Origin of the sequence: Sulfuriferula nivalis (assembly GCF_009937995.1) — a bacterium.
Taxonomy (GTDB): Bacteria; Pseudomonadota; Gammaproteobacteria; order Burkholderiales; family Sulfuriferulaceae; genus Sulfuriferula; species Sulfuriferula nivalis.
In genome coordinates this window covers 2,660,210-2,681,336 of sequence record NZ_AP021881.1, presented here as the reverse complement: position 1 = coordinate 2,681,336, position 21,127 = coordinate 2,660,210, and the positions used below count along the sequence as shown (strand labels likewise).

At 47.1% G+C, this 21,127-nt stretch carries 18 protein-coding genes; 10 read left to right on the top strand and 8 right to left on the bottom strand.

Features of this window, described 5'->3' with window-relative positions; all coding sequences use genetic code 11:
- Positions 1-3 precede the first annotated feature (3 nt).
- Positions 4-783 (top strand): hypothetical protein, encoded by a 780-nt coding sequence (locus SFSGTM_RS13170; protein WP_162085562.1) that lies wholly within the window; start codon positions 4-6, stop codon positions 781-783.
- A 449-nt stretch (positions 784-1,232) separates the two neighbouring features.
- Here the strand turns inward: SFSGTM_RS13170 and SFSGTM_RS13165 are convergent, their stop codons facing one another.
- The 3 genes from SFSGTM_RS13165 to SFSGTM_RS13155 all read right to left on the bottom strand — a co-directional run bounded on the left by SFSGTM_RS13165 (position 1,233) and on the right by SFSGTM_RS13155 (position 6,549).
- On the bottom strand, positions 1,233-2,282 hold the full coding sequence (locus SFSGTM_RS13165) for an IS110 family RNA-guided transposase (RefSeq protein WP_162086332.1): 1,050 nt from the start codon (positions 2,280-2,282) through the stop codon (positions 1,233-1,235).
- Positions 2,283-2,628: 346 nt separating this feature from the next.
- Positions 2,629-4,485 (bottom strand): ABC transporter ATP-binding protein, encoded by a 1,857-nt coding sequence (locus SFSGTM_RS13160; protein ID WP_162085561.1) that lies wholly within the window; start codon positions 4,483-4,485, stop codon positions 2,629-2,631.
- 189 nt (positions 4,486-4,674) lie between these two features.
- A complete protein-coding gene (locus SFSGTM_RS13155; RefSeq protein ID WP_162085560.1) occupies positions 4,675-6,549 on the bottom strand; it encodes a pyruvate kinase in 1,875 nt (624 codons plus the stop codon).
- A gap of 188 nt (positions 6,550-6,737) precedes the next feature.
- On the opposite strand from SFSGTM_RS13155, the gene SFSGTM_RS13150 reads away from it, so the two are divergent.
- Entirely contained in the window at positions 6,738-7,814 is a 1,077-nt protein-coding gene (locus SFSGTM_RS13150) for a calcium:cation antiporter (protein WP_162085559.1), read from the top strand.
- Positions 7,815-7,856: 42 nt separating this feature from the next.
- Here SFSGTM_RS13150 and SFSGTM_RS13145 read toward each other — a convergent pair whose 3' ends face one another.
- Complete coding sequence (locus SFSGTM_RS13145) at positions 7,857-8,048, bottom strand: YgaP family membrane protein (protein ID WP_162085558.1); 192 nt, start codon at positions 8,046-8,048, stop codon at positions 7,857-7,859.
- Positions 8,049-8,134: 86 nt separating this feature from the next.
- Positions 8,135-8,800 carry a Crp/Fnr family transcriptional regulator gene (locus tag SFSGTM_RS13140; RefSeq protein ID WP_162085557.1) on the bottom strand — a complete coding sequence of 222 codons (666 nt, stop codon included), beginning with the start codon at positions 8,798-8,800 and terminating at the stop codon, positions 8,135-8,137.
- A 125-nt stretch (positions 8,801-8,925) separates the two neighbouring features.
- Between SFSGTM_RS13140 and carA the strand changes: the two genes are divergently transcribed.
- From carA to SFSGTM_RS13120, 4 genes are all read left to right on the top strand, one after another.
- On the top strand, positions 8,926-10,053 hold the full coding sequence (gene carA, locus SFSGTM_RS13135; RefSeq protein ID WP_162085556.1) for a glutamine-hydrolyzing carbamoyl-phosphate synthase small subunit: 1,128 nt from the start codon (positions 8,926-8,928) through the stop codon (positions 10,051-10,053).
- Between the two features lie 93 nt (positions 10,054-10,146).
- Positions 10,147-13,353, top strand: coding sequence for a carbamoyl-phosphate synthase large subunit (gene carB, locus SFSGTM_RS13130; protein WP_162085555.1), 3,207 nt, complete (start codon positions 10,147-10,149; stop codon positions 13,351-13,353).
- Positions 13,354-13,373: 20 nt separating this feature from the next.
- Positions 13,374-13,850 carry a transcription elongation factor GreA gene (gene greA / locus SFSGTM_RS13125; protein WP_162086331.1) on the top strand — a complete coding sequence of 159 codons (477 nt, stop codon included), beginning with the start codon at positions 13,374-13,376 and terminating at the stop codon, positions 13,848-13,850.
- Positions 13,850-14,305: a DUF4149 domain-containing protein gene (locus SFSGTM_RS13120; RefSeq protein ID WP_162085554.1), complete on the top strand. Its 456-nt coding sequence runs from the start codon at positions 13,850-13,852 to the stop codon at positions 14,303-14,305. The genes greA and SFSGTM_RS13120 overlap by 1 nt, the downstream gene beginning before the upstream one ends.
- Here the strand turns inward: SFSGTM_RS13120 and yhbY are convergent, their stop codons facing one another.
- Positions 14,306-14,602: a ribosome assembly RNA-binding protein YhbY gene (yhbY, locus tag SFSGTM_RS13115; protein WP_162085553.1), complete on the bottom strand. Its 297-nt coding sequence runs from the start codon at positions 14,600-14,602 to the stop codon at positions 14,306-14,308.
- Positions 14,603-14,638: 36 nt separating this feature from the next.
- Here yhbY and SFSGTM_RS13110 point away from each other — a divergent pair, with 36 nt between their 5' ends.
- The 4 genes from SFSGTM_RS13110 (at position 14,639) to glmM (ending at position 19,445) form a co-directional block, all read left to right on the top strand.
- Positions 14,639-15,265 (top strand): RlmE family RNA methyltransferase, encoded by a 627-nt coding sequence (locus SFSGTM_RS13110; protein ID WP_162085552.1) that lies wholly within the window; start codon positions 14,639-14,641, stop codon positions 15,263-15,265.
- 64 nt (positions 15,266-15,329) lie between these two features.
- On the top strand, positions 15,330-17,213 hold the full coding sequence (ftsH, locus tag SFSGTM_RS13105; RefSeq protein WP_162085551.1) for an ATP-dependent zinc metalloprotease FtsH: 1,884 nt from the start codon (positions 15,330-15,332) through the stop codon (positions 17,211-17,213).
- Between the two features lie 46 nt (positions 17,214-17,259).
- Positions 17,260-18,093, top strand: coding sequence for a dihydropteroate synthase (folP, locus tag SFSGTM_RS13100; RefSeq protein ID WP_162085550.1), 834 nt, complete (start codon positions 17,260-17,262; stop codon positions 18,091-18,093).
- Positions 18,090-19,445 carry a phosphoglucosamine mutase gene (glmM, locus tag SFSGTM_RS13095; RefSeq protein ID WP_162085549.1) on the top strand — a complete coding sequence of 452 codons (1,356 nt, stop codon included), beginning with the start codon at positions 18,090-18,092 and terminating at the stop codon, positions 19,443-19,445. The genes folP and glmM overlap by 4 nt, the downstream gene beginning before the upstream one ends.
- Before the next feature lie 51 nt (positions 19,446-19,496).
- Here glmM and pstB read toward each other — a convergent pair whose 3' ends face one another.
- Positions 19,497-20,258: a phosphate ABC transporter ATP-binding protein PstB gene (pstB, locus tag SFSGTM_RS13090; RefSeq protein WP_162085548.1), complete on the bottom strand. Its 762-nt coding sequence runs from the start codon at positions 20,256-20,258 to the stop codon at positions 19,497-19,499.
- A gap of 21 nt (positions 20,259-20,279) precedes the next feature.
- Positions 20,280-21,125: a phosphate ABC transporter permease PstA gene (gene pstA / locus SFSGTM_RS13085; RefSeq protein WP_162085547.1), complete on the bottom strand. Its 846-nt coding sequence runs from the start codon at positions 21,123-21,125 to the stop codon at positions 20,280-20,282.
- Between the last annotated feature and the right edge of the window lie 2 nt (positions 21,126-21,127).

Genomic DNA, 21,127 nt, shown 5'->3' with positions numbered 1-21,127 from the left:
AACATGAAGCACCAAGGCACTCTATCGCTTAATATTCATAAGTGGATTATAAGCCGCATATTTTTAATTTTTATGTTACTGCTAATTACAAATGAAGCAGCAGAGGCTGACCCTTATGTATTAGTCATGAGCAAGGAGAAAGAGCTTTGTGACTCTATGCTTAAATTGTACAACAAAGATATGGATACATATGGACGTATTAATTATGATTCACATGAAGTATTTACCCAGATTAACTGGTTAAGTATCGATAGTTTAAATGATGATTCATACTCCTTCGTTCAGCGAGCCATTTTTGATATCAACAATGATGGGAAAAATGAATTAGTCGTCAAATCAACGATGCAAGAATTTAACTATTTTAATGATGTGCTATATATCTTTCCAATGGAAAGTAATGTGCTCTCAAAACTCAAACCAGGTAAAGGTGGATTAGAAGCGTTGTCATCTACACCTGACTTTCTATTTGGCAATGACACTAATTACTCTTATCACTTGAAAAATGTACCCACATTGCTAAAAGAGCAAATATTGGCATACAAACTCAAGCATCTCCCAAAATATCTAAAAAAAACGAATACCGAAGAACTCCGTAAAAATTTTGATCATGCGAGTATTGGGGGGTTTTTTGTTTTACAGCCGTTTATCTGGCATGGGACAACATACATCAGCATGGCAGATCGCAATCCAGAATGGCTTGTGGTTGGAAAATACAAGCAGGCTAAAGAAATACAAGATATTTGTTATTTCTATGACCAGAGTCATAAATTCATAAATTACTAATTTGCTTGCAGATTCTGGTCGGGGTTGTCTGATGGCAAGTTACTTACGCTTGCTTGCCCAAGAGAAAGTAAGCTAAGAGAATGGCAGCCTACTGCGCCATTCCTGCCGACTTCCCGTGTAGTGACGAACAAAACGGGCGGCTGCGGAACTCGGCCTGCGGTCTCAGACATACATGGACGCTCCCAGTTATGCCAAGCTTTCAATCGATGATGATAGAAAGGTAAAGATTGCAGCCATACATCCGGACTTTAGGTGAAGCTTTTGCTTCTGTCCCTGATGGAATCCGCTGAGTAGAACCTTATAGTCCTGCGCACTCGAAGTGCCTTGTCTGAGGCAGGTTACGCCACTCACGGTCTGACCTGTCTAACCATCACATCATGATTGCCTGAGCAATCTGTGGAACTTACACTTTGAACCTGCTATTTCAACTATAGTGCCCTGATACCCTCTTAGTCTGAAGATGTCACAGCCCAATTGCCTGTCGTAACATAACCAGGTTGGAATGACTGTTCACGCACCAGCAGTGCCCAGATGATCCGTGCATTCTTGTTGGCCAACGCCACCGACGCTACATTCCTGTTTCGCCTTGCCAACAACTTACGCAGCCAGTTATCACCATCCATCCGCGTTTCTGCAACCCGGATCACCGACCGCGCACCATGAATCAGCAAAGTTCGCAGATACGCATCACCCCGTTTGCTAATCCCCAACAGTGTTGGCTTGCCCCCGCTTGAGTGTTGCCTGGGTACCAAACCCAACCATGCAGCCAACTGGCGACCATTGTTAAACTCTCTTGCATTGCCAATAGTTGCCACGATCGCGCTCGCTGTGATCGGGCCAATGCCAGGAATAGATTCCAGCTTCCGACTGGCATCGCTCTCACGGTGCCACCGCTGAATCTGTATTTCCAATTCTGCAACCAGTGTGTCCAGCCCCTTCAGATGCTCAGTCAATCCGCGCATGAGATTGCGCATCACACCTGGCAAACCGTTTTCCTCATCTTCCAGTATTGATGGCATTTTCTTCATGATAGAGCGAATGCCTTGCGGGATTACAATGCCAAATTCAGCGAGCAATCCGCGTATCTGATTGGCTAGTGCGGTTCGGCTTTTTACAAATCCGGCACGCGCACGATGGATCGATAGCACCCCCTGTTGCTCGATATTTTTCACAGCAACATAGCGCATGTTGGGTCGTGCTACTGCTTCACAAATGGCTTCAGCATCAGCCATATCGTTCTTGTTGGTTTTGACATATGGCTTCACAAATTGTGGTGCCATCAACTTTACAACATGACCGAACTGGCTTAGTTTCCTGGCCCAGTGATGCGCACTGCCGCAGGCTTCCATGCCGATCAGACAAGGTGATAACTTGGCAAAGAATACGGCCATCTCAGATCGATTAAGCCGTTTACGCAAGATCACCTTGCCATGTTCATCTACACCGTGAATCTGAAATACAGTCTTTGCCAAATCAATTCCAATCGTCGTAATCTTCATAATGGACACTCCTTTCTGGTTGCGTGGTGATGGTGCAATCACTACTTTGGCACCGAGATGCCATTTTAGGAAGGGAGCGTCCATTACATTAGTCCTCGCCGACTGCCCCCGTATTGTTCACCACTACACGGTGGCGCAGAAAGGGGTGGGGTTGAACCAATTACCTATGCAACGTGCAATATTGCGGGGTCTTTTTATCTTGATGTGCTCGTAATATGGGTAATGATGCGGTGAATGTGGTTTATTAAGTCCTCAGGCTGGAATCCCTGCTAGTTATATTCAGGGTAAAAATGTCAAATGTCAGACACTCCCCTCAGGTTTTAAAATTCAACTATTTAGACAAAACCTACTGGATGCGGCTCATGCCCTCGGGCAACGCATCCGCAAGAAAACCTCCTGACTGATATTGCCATAGTGCCGCATAGAGTCCGTTCTTTTGCAGTAACTCGTGGTGTGTGCCTTGCTCAACGATTTGGCCTTGGTCGAGTACAATTAGTCTATCCATATGCGCGATGGTAGATAGTCGATGTGCAATGGCGATCACCGTCTTGCCGTCCATCAAGCCCACTAGTTGCTCTTGGATGCTAGCCTCAATCTCGCTATCTAATGCTGAAGTTGCTTCATCGAGTAATAGGATGGGCGCATCTTTGAGGATAACGCGGGCAATCGCCACACGTTGGCGTTGCCCACCAGAAAGTTTCACACCACGCTCGCCAACATGAGCTTGGTAGCCTTCTCTGCCATTCCAGTCGCGCAGTTGCATAATGAAGTCGTGAGCCTGTGCTTGTCGTGCCGCCGTTTCAATATCTGCCTGCGTTGCCTGCGGACGACCATAGCGAATATTGTCTGCAATTGAGCGGTGCAGCAGCGAGGTGTCCTGTGTGACCAGCCCAATTTGGGTGCGCAGGCTTTCTTGCGTGATGTGCCGAATATCCTGCCCATCGATAGTAATACGACCCTGATCGATATCGAAAAAACGCAACAACAAGTTAACCAGCGTCGATTTACCCGCACCAGACCGTCCAATCAATCCGATTCGCTCACCGGGATGCACAGTTAAATCGATGTTATTGAGTACATGCTTACCTACGTCATAAGCGAAAGTCACTTGCTCAAAACGAATCTCCCCTTGCGTAACTTTAATTGGTTTAGCAGCAGTGTCGTCAATCAGGGCATGGGGGACGGCAATGGTTTCTATGCCGCTCTGTACCGTACCTATACCCTCAAAAATACTTGCAGAGCTAGAGGCTATATAGCTGGCCATATTGGTGATTTGCCAGACTAGGGGCAATGCGACCACTAGTTGACTGGTGCTAATCAGCCCCTGCTTCCAAAGACTCACTCCTATCACTGCCGTGCTCGCCAATAACAGCGCATTCAACATTCTTAGTGTGAGTTCAAAGCGAGTCTCCATACGCATATGCAGGGCGCTGGCTACCTGATGTTCGTCCATAACCTCGCGCACGTAGGCATCCTCATCAACGATGCGGGCAAATAGTTTGACGGTCAGAATGTTGGAATAGGTATCGACTACGCGTGCTGTCACCATTGAGTCTGCATCCGCGCTTTGTTTGGCCAACTCGCACAAACGCGGTACAAAAAATCGCAGGAAGGCCACATACGCCAGTAGCCAGATTAGAGTAGGCAGGGATAGTCTCCAATTGAAGCCGGAGATCAATATCAGCGTCAAAATACCCCAGCTAAAAAAATACAATACCCCTCGGATGGCCAATATCACGCTTTCGCGCAACGAATGTGCTGTTTGCAGGACACGGTTGGCAATACGTCCGGAAAAATCTTTCTGGAAGAATAGCAAGCTCTGACGTACTACATGCCAATGGCTTTGCCAGCGTATCAGAGTGGTGACACCTGGAATCAACGCATTGAGACGTATCGCAGTATCAGCGAACTGGAGAAATGGTCTTACAATGAGCACCACCACTAGCATGATCCACAACCCCGTAGTTTGTGCCGCCAGCGCGGTGGTTGGATCTGGCGCGCTCATCAACGAGACCAACTTGCCCATAAAAATAGGAAGCGTCATATCTACCAAGACAACGCTCAGGCTGCCGGCTAGCATAGCCACGTAAAACCATGGTGTTTGCCTGATGAAATGCCAATAGAAAGCAAGCAGACCTGCAGGGGGCACTGTCGCCTTGTGTGCTCTGGTACCATGGATAAGAGATTCGAGAAATTTAAACATATTGGTTTCGACGTTTTCTATTACTTAGTATGCATTCCCCGGCAAAGCCGGTAGTTTTTATGAACTGTTTAGCGTGACTGAAGTTCAGAGTTAGCTACCATCATGAAAAGCATGCCCGTTGTTAGCGGAATGAAGGTGTCGGGCCTGACAGTCGATAGCCACCCATTGTCACTTTACGCTTAAGCTGCATTACCAATGCAACGCACGATATTGCGGGGTCTTTTTATCCTGATGCGCTTGCATGCGGGTAATGATGCTGTTTAGCACGGATATGCCGTGTACGATGTAGGGGCCTTTGTTAAGCATGACGCATTCGGCTCGTTCTGACATTGCTGCATCGGTGATTTCTGCGCGTGACGGCAGACCTTGTTTTACCAGGCTTTCCAGTACTTGTGTGGCCCAGATGACGGGGATGTGGGCGGCTTCACATAGCCATAATATTTCTTCCTGTATTTCTGCCAGCCGCTCATAGCCGATTTCTACGGCCAGGTCGCCGCGTGCAATCATGATGCCGAATGCGCCTTTGCCTGCACCGTGTACTATGATTTCAGGCAGGTTTTTGACTGCTGCACGGGTTTCTATTTTGGCTACTATGCCCAGATTGCCGGCGTTGCGCTGGATTAAGGCGGCACGTAATTGATCAACGTCGTCTGCTTGCTGGGTGAATGATAACCCGACGATGTCTGCGTGCTGTGCTACAAAATCCAGGTCGCTGATGTCTTTTGCGGTGAGTGCGGGTAAGACCAGTTTGCTGTCGGGGAAATTCAGGCCTTTTTCAGCGGCTATGTGTTCACCACCAGGTTTTACCTGCGTTACCCGTAACCATGCGCCCTGCGCGTCGATTTCTTCTATCAGGCAACCTATGCGTCCGTCATCTATCCATACGGCATGTCCTGCTTTTATGAATTCAAATATTTCTGGGGCGGTGCAGGCTATGCGGGCGGGCAGGGTGATGTTGCCGCGTTTGTCACGTTGTTCTGGTTGACCTGACTGTTGGGCGCGCATGAGTAATATGACATCGTTTTTCTCTACATGTATCCGAGCTGGTGGGGCATTGAATTCGCTTGTGGTGGTTTTGTTGTCTTTGTATTTGTTGCTCACATGTTCCAGTACAGTGTCTGGTGCAATATAAGCGCCTTTTGCGCAGGTTACGATAACTTCGTTGTTTGCCAGGCATGATGTCACGATAAATTCACGTTTGCGTTTGCCCGCATCATGGAATTTGATGGTGTCGCCTGCCTTTAGCCTTTGTAGCCATTTGGCCGGTACGCTTAATCTGGCGGGGTGGTTTTTCCCAGCTGGATCGGTGCTGGCAGATGTGCCGGGGTTGCCTGTGCCATCAAGTACGATTTCGGTCGGCGCGATAATGTCACCATATTGATCGCGCTTGATTTTGATGTGCAGGATAGGCGGTTCAGGCGACATCTCGCCGGTTCGTAGTTTAGGCCCTGCTAAATCGAACATGATCAGGCACTCGCGTGTAACTTCCTTAGCGGCCTGGCGTATGTGGGTGACCATATTGCCCCATTTTGCTGCGTCGTCATGTGAGCAATTAATGCGTGCGCAATCCATACCTGCGCTGATCATGTCGCGCACCAGTGCAAAGTCGTCCGCAGCTTCACTGGGCATGGTGACCATCATCAGCGTGCCAGGCTTATTATCGGTGCGCGGAAATAGCGATATTGTGTTTTCACGGAGCAATGACTGTTCGCGTGTCATGGTGTGGTTAATGTCAGTTATTGGGCAATACAGCGCTGTCGCCCCATCCATCATGGCGAGCGCATACGACACCGCATCCAGTGTCGCCAGCACATGGCTTTCACAGCGGCCTAATGAAGAAAGACCAACGCGCGCTAATCGAATCTGTAATGCGCGCAAATCATTACGACGCAGCCCAATATAAGCCGCCAGATTCGCAGCGCTGGGCAAGTAGTGTGGAAGATTAAGATGAGCGTGCCAGTTGGCGAGTAACTGCGTTTGAACAGTAATTAATGCTGTGCGTAAAGCTGTAGCCTCTTGCAGGAGAGAGCTAATTTCGCTGACACTATTTTGCGCTGCCGACATATTAAACAACCTCAATTTAACTTTACATTACAATGAGATGTCAGTTTACGACGTTAGTGTGAACATTAGGTGACAGGTGTGGAGTGTGTGGAAAAAGCAAGGGGTCAATTCTAACATTATGACAATATTGTGGCTGTGTTAAACTGTGCTCGCTAGTTATTGTAAATATCGAAATGGAATCCAAACTCATGAAAAGTCTTAAATCTGAACTGCCTGTCGTTGTGGCACTTATTGTTCTGGGGTTGGGATATGTGTTTGAGCACGCGGTTGTAGCGCAGGGTGGTGGTTTGCTCTGGACTGGATTGCTGGTGATATTGACGGCGATTATTGCAGTGGCGTTCCGGATTAGTCATCATGCGGAAATCCTGGCGTTGCGGTTGGGCGAGCCTTATGGCACGCTGATTTTGACGCTGGCGGCGGTGTCGGTTGAGGTGGTGATACTGGTGGTGTTGTTGCAGGGTGAGCCGAATCCTACGCTGGCGCGTGATACGGTGTTTGCGGCGATGATGTTTGATATTAATGGCATATTGGGTCTGGCAGCAATCGTAGCTGGGTTGAAGCATGGTAGTGCCAAATACAATCTGGATTCGGCAAACTCCTATATTGCGATGTTGATGGTGGCGATAGGGGTGGGGATGTTTATTCCTGATTTTGTACCTGAATCTAAGTGGGAAATTTATTCTGTGTTTTCCATTGCGGTGATGGCGATGATGTATATCGCTTTTTTACGCTTGCAGACGGTGGAACATCGTACCTTTTTTGAATACTCCAGTGGCGTTGGCGATGAGGTGCATGATGTGTTGCATAGCCCGAATAGTTTGCATGTGTCAATTATGGTCGTGGCGATAGTGCTAGTGGGGTTGTTGTCTGAGGTGATGTCGGTATTGCTGGATGCAGGTTTGCATGGAAGTGATTTGCCCAAGGCTATTCCAGCAGTGCTGGTTGCGTTAATTTCTGCTAGCCCTGAAATTTTGACAGCGTTACGGGCAGCGCAAAATAATCGTATGCAGACGACGGTAAATATTGCACTGGGCGCATCGTTGGCGACAGTGTTGTTGACCTTGCCGGTGATAGAGGCGTTGGCTCTGCTGAATGGTGAGCGTATTGTGATGGCATTGACGCCGATACAAGGTGGTGTGTTATTGCTGACTTTTGTGACTGTGATGAATAATTTACATGACGGCGAGACTAACGCTATTGAAGGAGTGAGTCATTTTGCCCTATTCGCAGCGTTTATTATGTTGGTGGTTATTGGCGTGATTTAAGCAAAGCGGCCACTTGGCATGATGCAAGAGGCCGCTATGGAATTATTTTTTGGTTTTGCAGGTGTTTAATCCTAGCAGGGTATAAACAGGGCAGAAACTGAATATGCCGGTCAGTAATGGCACTACGCCTATCCATCCCCACGCACCCACTGTATTGGTTGCGGCTAATGCGATTAATGCCAGACCTACGATAATACGTAGTACACGATCTATTCCACCTGTATTGCAGCCCATGATGTGCTCCTTGTGTGAGGGTTAATGAAGTGCCTAGTTTAGCGCATCCTGTTGAATAGTCTGTGACAAATGTCACATAGCATCAATTAAAATTCTGCCAGCTGTTTTAGTGCAGTCTGGTTCACTATTTCAATTTGTTCGCGTCCCAATGATACCCAGCCCTGATCAGCAAATCCCTTGAGGATGCGACTGATAATTTCACGTGAGCTGCCAAGCTCGTCAGCTAATGCTTGATGGGTGGATAGTATGGGCGCATTTCTTTTTATCAGGGTGGCAGCAAGGCGTTGATCCAGTTTCTGAAAAGCGACAGCGGTTACGAGTTGCATTAAGTCGGTTAGTCGTTCCGCGAATAAGTGAAATATGTAATCGCGAAATTGGGTATGGTGTTGAATGAGATGATTAAAGTTGCTGGTAGTAAGCATCAGTAATTCTGCATCGTGTTCAACGATGCCACGGGCAGTGTAATGGCTGTGACCCAATAGGCAGCTGCTGGTGAGTATGCAACTTTCGCCGGGGTGGACGCGATATAGTTGTAATTCACGCCCGTTAGGGGCGGCTTTAATGACACGTATGCTGCCCGACAGCAACATGGGAAAGCCTTGGCAGGTTTGATTCTCATCAAATACTATGGTGCCTGCGGGTAACGAGATAACGCGCGGGTCAGGTAATAGCAGGTTAAGTTGCTCGCCAGACAGGGTTTGCAGTGCTGGGTAATGCTGCTGTAAGCGCGTGATTATAGCGGTATTGATCATGGGCATAATGTAATGCAGATTGAAGTTATCGTCCAGTTGCGGTAAAATTACGAAATTCTTGCAGAAGCGGGCGTGGTGCGAACCTTGCCCGCTTCTTTGTATAAGCCTTACACTGGAGTACTCCCTTGTCGCATGCCCAATCCGCTATCTTGGTGCTTGCTGATGGAACAGTTTTTCGCGGTGTTTCCATCGGCGCGTTAGGCTCAACTGTTGGTGAGGTGGTATTTAATACCGCTATGACTGGCTATCAGGAAATCCTGACTGACCCTTCTTATTCCCGTCAAATCGTTACGTTGACCTACCCGCATATTGGTAATACCGGTGCTAACCCTGCAGATGTGGAATCTACTCAGATTCATGCCGCAGGTTTGGTTATACGTGATTTACCATTGCTGGCCAGTAATTTCCGTTCTACTTCTTCTTTGGCTGATTATCTGGCTGCGCAAAATATTGTTGCAATTGCCGATATCGATACGCGTCGTTTAACCCGTGTGTTGCGTGAAACTGGCGCGCAATCGGGTTGTATTATGGCGGGTGAAGTTGACGATGCTGAAGCGTTGCGTCTGGCGCGTGCTTTCCCTGGTCTGGCTGGTATGGACTTGGCTAAAGTGGTGTCAACTAAAGTTTCTTACACCTGGCAGGAAGGTGAATGGGCGTTGGGCAAAGGTTTTATTACCCCTGTGCAGCAACCCTATCATGTCGTGGCGTTTGATTATGGTGTTAAGCGTAATATTCTGCGTATGCTGGCAGCGCGTGGTTGTAAAGTCACCGTGTTACCAGCGCAAGCGACCGCTCAAGATGCGCTGGCATTAAATCCAGATGGTATTTTCTTGTCTAACGGTCCAGGCGATCCTGAGCCGTGTGATTATGCAATTGCAGCCATTACGGAATTGGTTGCAACCGGTATCCCGACTTTTGGCATCTGTCTGGGTCATCAATTGTTGGCGTTGGCATCAGGCGCAAAAACCATGAAGATGAAGTTTGGTCATCATGGCGCTAATCATCCAGTAAAAGATCTTGAAACGGGTCGTGTTTCTATTACCAGTCAAAATCATGGTTTTGCTGTGGATATGGATAGCTTGCCAGCGAATGTGAAAGTGACGCACGTGTCATTGTTTGATGGTTCGTTGCAGGGATTTGCGCGAACTGATGTGCCGGCATTCTGCTTCCAGGGTCACCCTGAAGCCAGTCCTGGCCCACATGATGTGGACTATTTGTTTGATCGATTTGTCGCACTGATGCAGGCGCGATAAGTTATTTGGAGCCGATGAATGTTCATCGGCTTATGTTGTTCGTGGCGATGATAATGAGTTATATATCGCTGCATTAATCTTGCTAGAAAAATTATGCCCAAGCGTACAGACTTACATAGCATACTGATTATTGGTGCCGGCCCTATTGTCATAGGCCAGGCGTGTGAATTTGACTATTCTGGCGCGCAGGCGTGTAAGGCGCTGCGTGAAGAAGGTTACAAAGTCATACTGGTGAACTCTAACCCAGCGACTATCATGACTGACCCAGACATGGCCGATGTAACCTACATCGAGCCGATTACCTGGCAGGTGCTGGAAAAAATCATAGAAAAAGAGCGCCCAGACGCTGTATTGCCTACTATGGGCGGTCAAACTGCACTGAATTGTGCGTTAGATTTAGCTAAACATGGTGTGCTGGAAAAATACAAAGTTGAAATGATAGGTGCGTCGCGTGAAGCTATCGACATGGCTGAAGATCGCGAAAAATTCAAGCAGGCAATGACGCGTATTGGTTTGGCTTCACCGCATTCCATGATAGCGCATAGCATGGAAGAGGCATTGCAGGTTAAGGCGGTGTTAGGCTATCCCACGATTATTCGTCCGTCTTTCACGATGGGGGGTACGGGTGGAGGTATTGCTTACAACCGGGAAGAGTTCGTTGAGATTTGCGAACGTGGTCTGGAAGCCTCACCAACTAAAGAGTTGTTGATAGAAGAGTCACTCATAGGCTGGAAAGAATACGAGATGGAGGTGGTGCGTGATCGTAATGATAATTGCATCATCGTTTGCTCCATTGAAAACTTGGATCCTATGGGCGTGCATACCGGTGATTCGATTACCGTTGCCCCTGCGCAGACATTGACTGACCGTGAATATCAGATATTGCGTAATGCTTCGATTGCGGTATTGCGTGAGATCGGCGTGGAAACAGGCGGCTCTAACGTACAGTTTGGTATTAACCCAGTTGATGGGCGCATGGTGGTTATCGAGATGAATCCGCGCGTGTCGCGTTCGTCTGCTTTGGCTTCGAAAGCCACAGGTTTCCCGATTGCAAAAATCGCTGCAAAACTGGCGGTGGGGTATACGCTGGATGAATTGCAGAATGATATTACTGGCGGCGCAACGCCAGCGTCATTTGAGCCTAGTATCGATTACGTAGTCACTAAAATCCCACGTTTTGCTTTTGAGAAATTCCCGCAAGCTAATGATCGTTTAACCACGCAGATGAAATCTGTGGGTGAGGTGATGGCGATGGGGCGTACTTTCCGTGAATCATTGCAAAAAGCATTGCGTGGTTTGGAAACGGGTATGGATGGACTGGATTCTCTCAGTTTGGATCGTGACATTATTGAAGCGGAAATCGGTAATCCTGGCCCTGAGCGTTTGTGGTACGTTGCTGATGCGTTCCGTATCGGTATGAGTATGGATGAAGTGTTTGCTTTCACCAAAATTGATCCTTGGTTCTTGGTGCAGATACAGGCGCTGGTAGCTGATGAAGCGAGTTTGCAAGGTAAACAGTTAGCTGATCTGGATGCGACTGAAATTCGTCGTTTGAAGCGCAATGGCTTTGCTGATCGTCGTTTGGCTAAATTGCTAAACAGTGATAAGAATGAAGTCCGTGCGCGACGCTGGGAGCTGGATATTCATCCCGTATATAAACGGGTGGATACTTGTGCGGCCGAGTTTTCGACGTCTACTGCTTATATGTATTCAACCTATGAGGAAGAGTGCGAATCACGTCCAACTGATCGTAAAAAAATTATGGTGCTGGGTGGTGGTCCAAACCGTATCGGTCAAGGTATCGAATTTGATTATTGCTGCGTACACGCAGCGCTGGCGATGCGTGAAGATGGTTATGAAACCATTATGGTTAACTGTAATCCGGAAACTGTTTCTACCGATTACGATACATCAGACAGGTTGTATTTCGAGTCGTTAACTTTGGAAGATGTGTTAGAAATCGTGCGCATCGAAAAACCGGTAGGTGTGATTGTTCAATATGGTGGCCAAACACCATTGAAACTGGCGCGCGAGCTGGAAGCCTTTGGTACACCAATTATTGGTACTACTCCAGACATGATAGATTGTGCGGAAGACCGTGAGCGTTTCCAGCAAATGTTGATGGGGTTGGGCCTGAAACAGCCGCCTAACCGTACTGCGCGGTCAGCTGAAGAAGCGATGGCAGGTGCTGCGGAAATTGGTTATCCGTTAGTTGTGCGTCCTTCCTATGTATTAGGTGGGCGGGCGATGGAAATCGTACGTGCTGAAGAAGATTTGCAACGCTATATGCGTGAAGCAGTTAAAGTCTCCAATGATTCACCTGTGCTGTTGGACAGGTTCTTGAATGATGCGATTGAAATAGACGTAGATGCAGTGTCCGATGGTGTGGATGTCGTTATTGGCGGTATCATGGAACATATTGAACAGGCGGGTGTTCATTCTGGCGATTCTGCCTGTTCATTGCCTCCATATAGCTTGTCAGCTGAGATTCAGGATGAGATACGCCGCCAAACTGTAGCGATGGCAAAAGCATTGAATGTGGTGGGCTTGATGAATGTGCAGTTTGCTTTGCAAGGCGAGACTGTTTACGTGCTGGAAGTGAATCCACGCGCTTCGCGGACTGTGCCTTTTGTATCCAAGGCAACAGGTGTGCAATTGGCTAAAGTGGCGGCTCGTTGTATGGCAGGCGTTAGCTTGGCAGCACAGGGAATTACACGTGAAGTCGTTCCACCGTATTATTCAGTTAAGGAAGCTGTGTTTCCTTTCGCCAAATTCCAGGGTGTTGATACCCTGCTTGGACCTGAGATGAAGTCTACTGGTGAGGTCATGGGCGTGGGCAAGACATTTGCTGAAGCATTTGTGAAGTCACAACTTGCCGCCAGTGTGAAACTGCCTAAAGATGGGCGTGCCTTTATTAGTGTTCGTAATGCGGATAAACAGAAAATACTGGAAATCGGTGCGCAGTTACTGGCATTAGGGTTCGAGTTATATGCAACACGTGGTACCGCGTCTGCATTAAGTGCGGGTGGCATGGCGGTGACTGTAGTGAATAAAGTTGCTGAAGGTCGTCCACATGTGGTGGATATGATTAAAAATAAAGAGATTAGCTTTATCGTTAATGTGGTCGATGATAAACGTGCTGTGCGTGATTCTGTTGAAATACGTCGTGCTGCGTTAGCGCATCGAGTTACCTATTACACTACTTTGGCAGGTGCGAGAGCAGCATGTATAGGTATGCAGGCGATGAGTGAATTGAACGTGTATGATTTACAGGGATTACATGGGCAACTTAATGCCTGAGGAAAAGTAAGATGAACATGATGATTAAAACTCCGTTAACTGTTAAAGGCGCGCAAATGTTGCGTGATGAGTTGCATCAACTCAAAACTGTAGAGCGTCATGCAGTGATTCAGGCTATTGCCGAAGCGCGCGCACAAGGTGACTTGTCAGAAAACGCAGAATACGATGCAGCGAAAGAAAAGCAGGGTTTTATTGAGGGGCGGATTGCGGATCTGGAAGGTAAACTGTCCACCGCACAAATTATCGACCCTGCAACACTAGACACCGAAGGGCGTATCGTTTTCGGTGCTACTGTAATGCTGGAAGAGCTGGAAACGGGCGAGCAAGTCACTTATCAAATTGTGGGTGATGATGAGGCTGATATCAAGCAAGCGAAAATATCGATAGGGTCGCCCATAGCGCGTGCATTGATAGGTAAAAGTGAGGGCGATACAGCAGATGTGATGGCGCCGGGCGGGATTCGTCAATATGAAATTCTGGAAGTGCAGTACATCTAATGCCTAAACTGGGTATGTTGATGGAAAAAATTGCCATGGTCATGTGGGTAGGTGGCTTGTGGGCGATAGGGTATATTGCTGCACCTGTTTTGTTTATCCAGTTGGATGATAAACAGCTTGCGGGTAACTTGGCGGGTAGTATGTTTACGGTAATCGCCTATGTTGGCATCGTATGTGCTGTGTATTTGCTGATTTTCCGTATCAACCAGTTTGGCGGGGCTGCTTTTAAGCAGGCTTTTGTTTGGGCTGTATTGTTGATGTTGCTTATTACCGTAGGTATGCAGTTTGGTATACAGCCCATTATGGAAAGTTTGAAAGAACAAGCCATGCCTAAAGCCGTTATGCAAAGCATATTTAGTGATCGCTTTGCACATTGGCATGGTGTTTCCCGCATTGCTTATATTATAGAAAGCCTGCTAGGCTTGGTGCTGTTGATTAAGCAATCGGCTAAGTAATTATTTTGGTAAAGCCAGTTTTGGTTTCTCTGCCGGGCGGTAAATGATAAGTAGTTTGCCGATGTGCTGGACGTTTACAGCGCCTAAAGTTTCACATATTGTTGTTAGCATGGTTGCACGTGCGTCTCTATCATCACCTAGTACGCGAATTTTAATTAATTCGTGGCTTTTTAGGTTAATATCAATTTCACGCATGACAGCTTCGGATAGTCCTGCGTCGCCTATCATGACGACAGGGTGCAGAGCATGAGCTTGGGCGCGTAAATAGCGACGTTGTAGCGCGTTAATACTAATCATCTTGTTATTCCTTAAACCAAACCCGTATTTTATCTGATGAAGCCTAGTAGAACCAGCAAAGCTTGGATGCGAGAGCATATTAATGATCCTTATGTGAAACTGGCTAAGGCGCAAGGTTATCGTTCACGTGCAGCATTCAAGTTGGCCGAGATAGACGAGCGCGATCATTTGCTACGTAATGGTGCTTTAGTAGTGGACTTGGGTGCCACCCCGGGTGGGTGGTCGCAACTGGCTATGCGTAAGGGTGCGCAAGTTATCGCTATGGATATACTGGAGATGGATAGTATTCCGGGAGTAACCTTTATTCAGGGTGATTTCACTGAACAGGCGACATTGGAACAATTAGCTCTGGCATTAAATAATCGTAAAGTGGACCTTGTTATTTCCGATATGGCCCCCAATATGAGTGGTGTAGCCACTGCCGATCAGGCTCGTAGCATGTATTTGTGTGAGCTTGCGCTGGAATTTGCAAGTGCTTATTTGAAACCAAATGGTCAATTTTTGGTCAAAGTGTTTCAAGGTGAGGGTTTTCAGGAGTACGTAAAGTTAATGCGAGATGTGTTTGAACAGGTGCTGACCCGGAAGCCGAAAGCGTCAAGGGATCGTAGTAGTGAGGTTTATTTGTTGTGCAAAAATTTGCGTCCATCGGTGACGCCGGCCTAGGAAACGCGTTAGAATCAATCATTGTCTTTGAGATAGTTACAATCGCTCAGTCTGGAGCTAGTTTATGAATAATATGTTTAAAAATATTGCGATATGGTTGGTCGTTGCGTTGGTAATGATGACGGTGTTCAATCAATTTGGTTCGCACCAAGCTGCACAAGCGCAAATGGATTACTCCCAGTTTGTTGATGAAGTGAAACAAGGTCAGATCGCTAAGGTCGTGATAGAAAATCATGTCATCAAGGGTATTAAAAATGATGGTAAGCGTTTTAGTACCTATGCGCCATCAGACCCCTGGATGGTCTCTGACTTACTTAAAAATGGTGTTGCGATTGAAGCTAAGCCTGAAGAAGAACCTTCATTCCTGACGCAGATATTCATATCCTGGTTCCCGATGTTATTGTTGATCGGTGTATGGGTATTTTTCATGCGCCAGATGCAAGGTGGGGGTAAAGGTGGTGCGTTTTCGTTTGGTAAAAGCAAAGCGAAAATGATGGATGAATCTACTAACCAGATTACTTTTGCGGATGTGGCGGGTTGCGATGAAGCCAAGGAAGAGGTTTCGGAACTGGTTGATTTCTTGCGTGATCCATCTAAATTCCAGAAGCTGGGTGGTCGCGTGCCACGTGGTGTATTAATGGCAGGTAGCCCGGGTACGGGTAAAACCTTGCTGGCTAAGGCGATTGCAGGCGAGGCAAAAGTGCCATTTTTCAGCATTTCAGGTTCGGATTTCGTGGAAATGTTTGTCGGCGTTGGTGCATCGCGTGTGCGTGATATGTTTGATCAGGCGAAAAAGCACGCGCCCTGTATTATCTTTATTGATGAAATTGACGCGGTAGGTCGCCAGCGTGGTGCTGGTATGGGTGGTGGTAATGACGAGCGCGAACAAACCTTGAACCAGTTGTTGGTTGAGATGGACGGTTTCGAAGGTGCATCTGGTGTCATCGTTATCGCTGCAACTAACCGTCCTGATGTACTTGATCCAGCTTTATTACGTCCGGGTCGTTTTGACCGTCAGGTGTATGTGAACTTGCCAGATATACGCGGTCGTGAGCAGATTTTGTTAGTGCATATGCGTAAGATCCCAGCTGCACCAGATGTGCGTCCTGATATTCTGGCGCGTGGCACACCTGGTTTTTCCGGTGCGGATTTGGCAAATTTGGTGAATGAAGCCGCTTTATTTGCGGCTCGCAGTAATAAGCGTCTGGTTGAGATGGATGACTTTGAACGTGCCAAAGATAAAATCATGATGGGTGCGGAACGTAAGGGTATGGTGATGCCCGAGCATGAGCGTCAGAACACGGCATACCACGAGTCAGGCCATGCAGTGGTTGCCTATCTGCTGGATAAAACTGATCCTGTGCATAAAGTAACCATCATTCCTCGTGGGCGTGCACTGGGATTGACCATGCAGTTGCCGACAGAAGATCGTTATAGTATGGACAGAATACAAATACTGCAAAATATATCCGTGCTATTCGGTGGGCGTATTGCCGAAGAAGTATTCATGGACAATATGACGACTGGTGCATCGAATGATTTTGAGCGTGCAACTGATATGGCGCGGCGCATGGTGACGCAATGGGGTATGTCACCTACGTTGGGCACCATGGTTTATAGCGACAATGAAGCAGAAGGCTTCGGTGGGCGTAGTAAGAGCGTCTCTGAGTCAACCATGCAAAAAGTTGATATAGAAATCCGTAGAATAATTGATGAGCAATATGCGATTGCCCGCAAGATATTGGAAGATAATCGTGACAAAGTTGAAATGATGACTAAGTCATTGTTGGAGTGGGAAACGATAGATGCGGATCAAATTAAAGATATTATGGATGGTTTACAGCCGCGCCCACCAAAACCTTTAGCTTCGGTACCGCCTGTGCCACCACAAGGGGGTACGCCTAGCGCGCCAGTCAGTCCTGCGGCAAAACCCGCGGCTGAAGTGTAATCAATTTAGGGAGTGTATTAAGCCGAGGTTTGCCTCGGCTTTTTTTATGAATATGCGATTACAGTGTGCTGATATTCAATTGGATCTGAGCTATCCCCGTATTATGGGGATAGTTAATGTCACACCTGATTCTTTTTCTGATGGTGGGCGTCATGCTACGGTGGATGCCGCAGTTGCACAAGCTCATGAGCTAATTGATGCGGGAGCAGATATTGTTGATATTGGTGGAGAGTCTACGCGCCCAGGAGCAGAATCTGTCAGTGTTGATGAAGAGCTTGCAAGGGTAATACCCGTTATTGCCGCCTTGCGTGGCTGTGGTGTGGTGGTTTCGGTAGATACACGCAAACCTGAAGTCATGTGTGCAGCGATTGCTGCGGGTGCGCATATGGTAAATGATGTTGAAGCGTTGCAAGCCGATGGCGCTTTAGAGGTGGTGGCGCAGTCCAACGTTGCGTTATGCTTGATGCACATGCCAGGCAATCCTAAGACTATGCAGGCACTTACGGATTATGATGATGTGGTAGTTACAGTTACTGATTTCCTGAAATCTCGAATTGCATTGTTATTAGCCACTGGTATTGCCAGTGACCGTGTTGTCATAGATCCAGGGTTTGGTTTCGGCAAAAACTTGACGCAAAATTTGCAGTTATTAAAACATCTGGATCGTATTGTAACTTTGAATTATCCAGTGTTGGTCGGGATGTCACGTAAGTCTATGCTCGGTTTGATAACGGGGCGTTCGATTGAAGAGCGGTTAGCAGCCGGCTTGGCTGCGCATTTGTATGCGGTTAAACAGGGCGCAAACATAATTAGAGTGCATGACGTGGCTGCTTGTCGAGATGCGCTTACGGTATGGAAAATGATAGGGGATGTAGCATGAGTAGAAAATATTTCGGTACTGATGGTGTGCGTGGTCGTGTTGGTGTAGCACCGATTACGCCTGACTTTGTTATGCGTTTAGGTTATGCAGCGGGTAAGGTGTTGGCCAGTGATCGTAGCCATCTGAGTGCTGGTGAAAACCCCGTGGTCTTGATAGGTAAAGATACACGTATTTCTGGTTATATGTTAGAAGCCGCATTACAGGCAGGCTTGTGCGCGGCTGGTGTAAATGTGCGTTTGGTCGGACCTATGCCCACCCCAGCAATAGCATATTTGACCAGAGCATTACGGTTACAGGCTGGTGTGGTGATTTCGGCATCGCATAATCCGTATGAAGATAATGGAATTAAATTTTTTTCAGCAACTGGTCAAAAGCTGGCAGATGAAACCGAATTAGCGATAGAAGCTATGCTGGATAGTCCGATGCAAACCATGGATTCTGCATATTTGGGGCGTGTAAAACGGATAGATGATGCTGCTGCGCGCTATATTGAGTTTTGTAAGAGTACATTTCCTTTTGACAGTGATCTGCGTGGATTGCGTATTGTGGTGGATTGCGCGCAAGGTGCCACTTACCATGTTGCACCTCCGGTTTTGCATGAATTAGGTGCCGAGGTCATTGCGATAGCCAACCAACCTAATGGTATGAATATTAATCGTGAGTGCGGTGCAACACATACTGCAACGTTAAGTGCAGCAGTGAAATTGCATCGTGCTGATTTCGGCATTGCCTTGGATGGTGATGGTGATAGATTGATGATGGCAGACAGGGATGGCGTAATTTATGATGGTGATCAACTGATTTACGTTATTGCTAAATATCGCCAGCAAATGGGTAAATTTAAAGGCGGCGTGGTTGGAACCCTGATGACGAATCTGGGGATGGAGCATGCACTTGAGCGGCTGAATATTCCGTTTATGCGTGCTCAGGTTGGCGATCGTTATGTGTTGGAAATGCTTGCAGAACAGGGATGGCAGTTAGGTGGGGAAGCTTCTGGACATATTTTGTGTTTGGATAAGCATACGACAGGTGATGGGATTATTGCGGCACTACAGGTGCTGCAAGTACTGCAGGATGTAGGGATGACGCTGGCGCAATACACAGCGGATATGCAGCAGTATCCACAGACGTTGTTAAATGTGCGTTTGATGGGCAAGGTAGATTTAAAGGCACCTCTTATTCAAGAAGCGGTAGCGGCAGCTGAGCAGGTACTGGGTGCAACGGGCAGGGTAGTGTTGCGTGCGTCGGGTACTGAACCATTGATCAGGGTCATGGTAGAGTGTCAAAGTGAAGATCAGGCACGGCAACAAGCGGAATTAATTGCGACTGCTGTACGTAATGCTGTGAAATAAAAAAACCGCCATTTGCGGCGGTTTTTTTTATTTTTGCTTATCAACTACATATCAACCAAATTTACCTGTAATGTAATCTTCGGTTTCTTTTTTTGTTGGATTGGTGAAAATTACATCAGTTTTACCAAATTCCATCATTTCGCCCAGATACATATACGCAGTGTAATCTGAAACGCGCGCTGCCTGTTGCATGCTATGCGTGACTATGGTGATGGTGTAGTCGGTTTTGAGTTCGTGTATGAGTTCTTCAATGCGTGCGGTAGAAATAGGATCCAAAGCAGAAGCTGGCTCGTCTAACAGTAATACATCGGGTTTAACCGCTATTCCACGGGCAATACACAAGCGTTGTTGTTGACCACCGGAAAGGCTATAACCACTTTGGTTAAGTTTGTCTTTTACTTCATTCCACAATGCAGCTTTTTTTAACGCCCATTCAACACGGTCATCAAGTTCCGATCGGCTAGGGTTGTCATATAGCTTAATACCGAATGCGATGTTGTCATAAATAGACATTGGGAATGGCGTTGGTTTTTGGAAAACCATACCTACACGTGCACGCAGTTTGTTCAAATCAGTTTCTTTTTGCAGTATGTCTTCGCCATCCAGCAAAATCTTACCTTCGGCACGTTGGCCAGGATAGAGGTCATACATGCGGTTTAGTGTCCGTAGTAATGTGGACTTACCGCAACCTGATGGACCTATGAATGCAGTCACATGATGGTCAGGTATATCCAGATTAATGTTTTTCAGCGCATGATGTTTGCCATAAAAGAAATTTAAATTCTGCAAACTGATTTTTGGTTTGATGTCCATCGTTGTGCCTTCTAATTGGAATTAATGAGCTGAGCGTTCTTGGCGGAAGAGTACGCGCGCAAGTATGCTTAGTAACAAAACAGTGAAAGTTATAAGTAATGCGCCGGACCAGGCTAAATCATGCCAGTTATCGTAGGGGCTCATAGCCATTTGGAAAATTACAACAGGTAAGTTGGCCATAGGCGCATTCATGTTGCTACTCCAGAACTGATTGTTTAAGGCAGTAAACAACAGTGGTGCCGTTTCACCAGTGATGCGCGCCACAGCAAGTAATACACCAGTCATCATGCCTGCTTTAGAAGCGCGCCAAGTGACCATAGTAACTACTTTCCATTGCGGTGCACCCAAGGCAGCAGCAGCTTCACGCAGTGTGTGTGGAACTAAACGCAACATATTTTCGGTGGTGCGTACAACGACAGGTATGACGAGTAAAGCCAATGCGAAAGTGCCAGCCCAACCAGAGAAGTGGTGGGTGGTTGCTACATACACAGCATAAACAAACAAACCAATAACAATAGACGGCGCCGATAGCAGAATGTCATTAATAAATCGCGTAGTTGGCGCTAGCCAGCCGCGTCCACCAAATTCTGCGAGATAGGTGCCTGCCATAATGCCGATAGGGGTACCTATTAGCGCACCGGTGATTGACATCAGAAAACTACCTGCAATGGCATTGAGCAAGCCGCCTTCGCTACCCGGAGCTGGTGTGTTTTGTGTGAATAACGACAGCTTTATGCCATGTATGCCGTGGCTCAGTAGTGTCCATAATATCCAGCCAAGCGCAGCTAGCCCAATAAACATGGTGACCCATGCAAAAAATAGATTAAAGTTGTTAATTAATTTACGACGCTGATAGAGAGTAATCATGA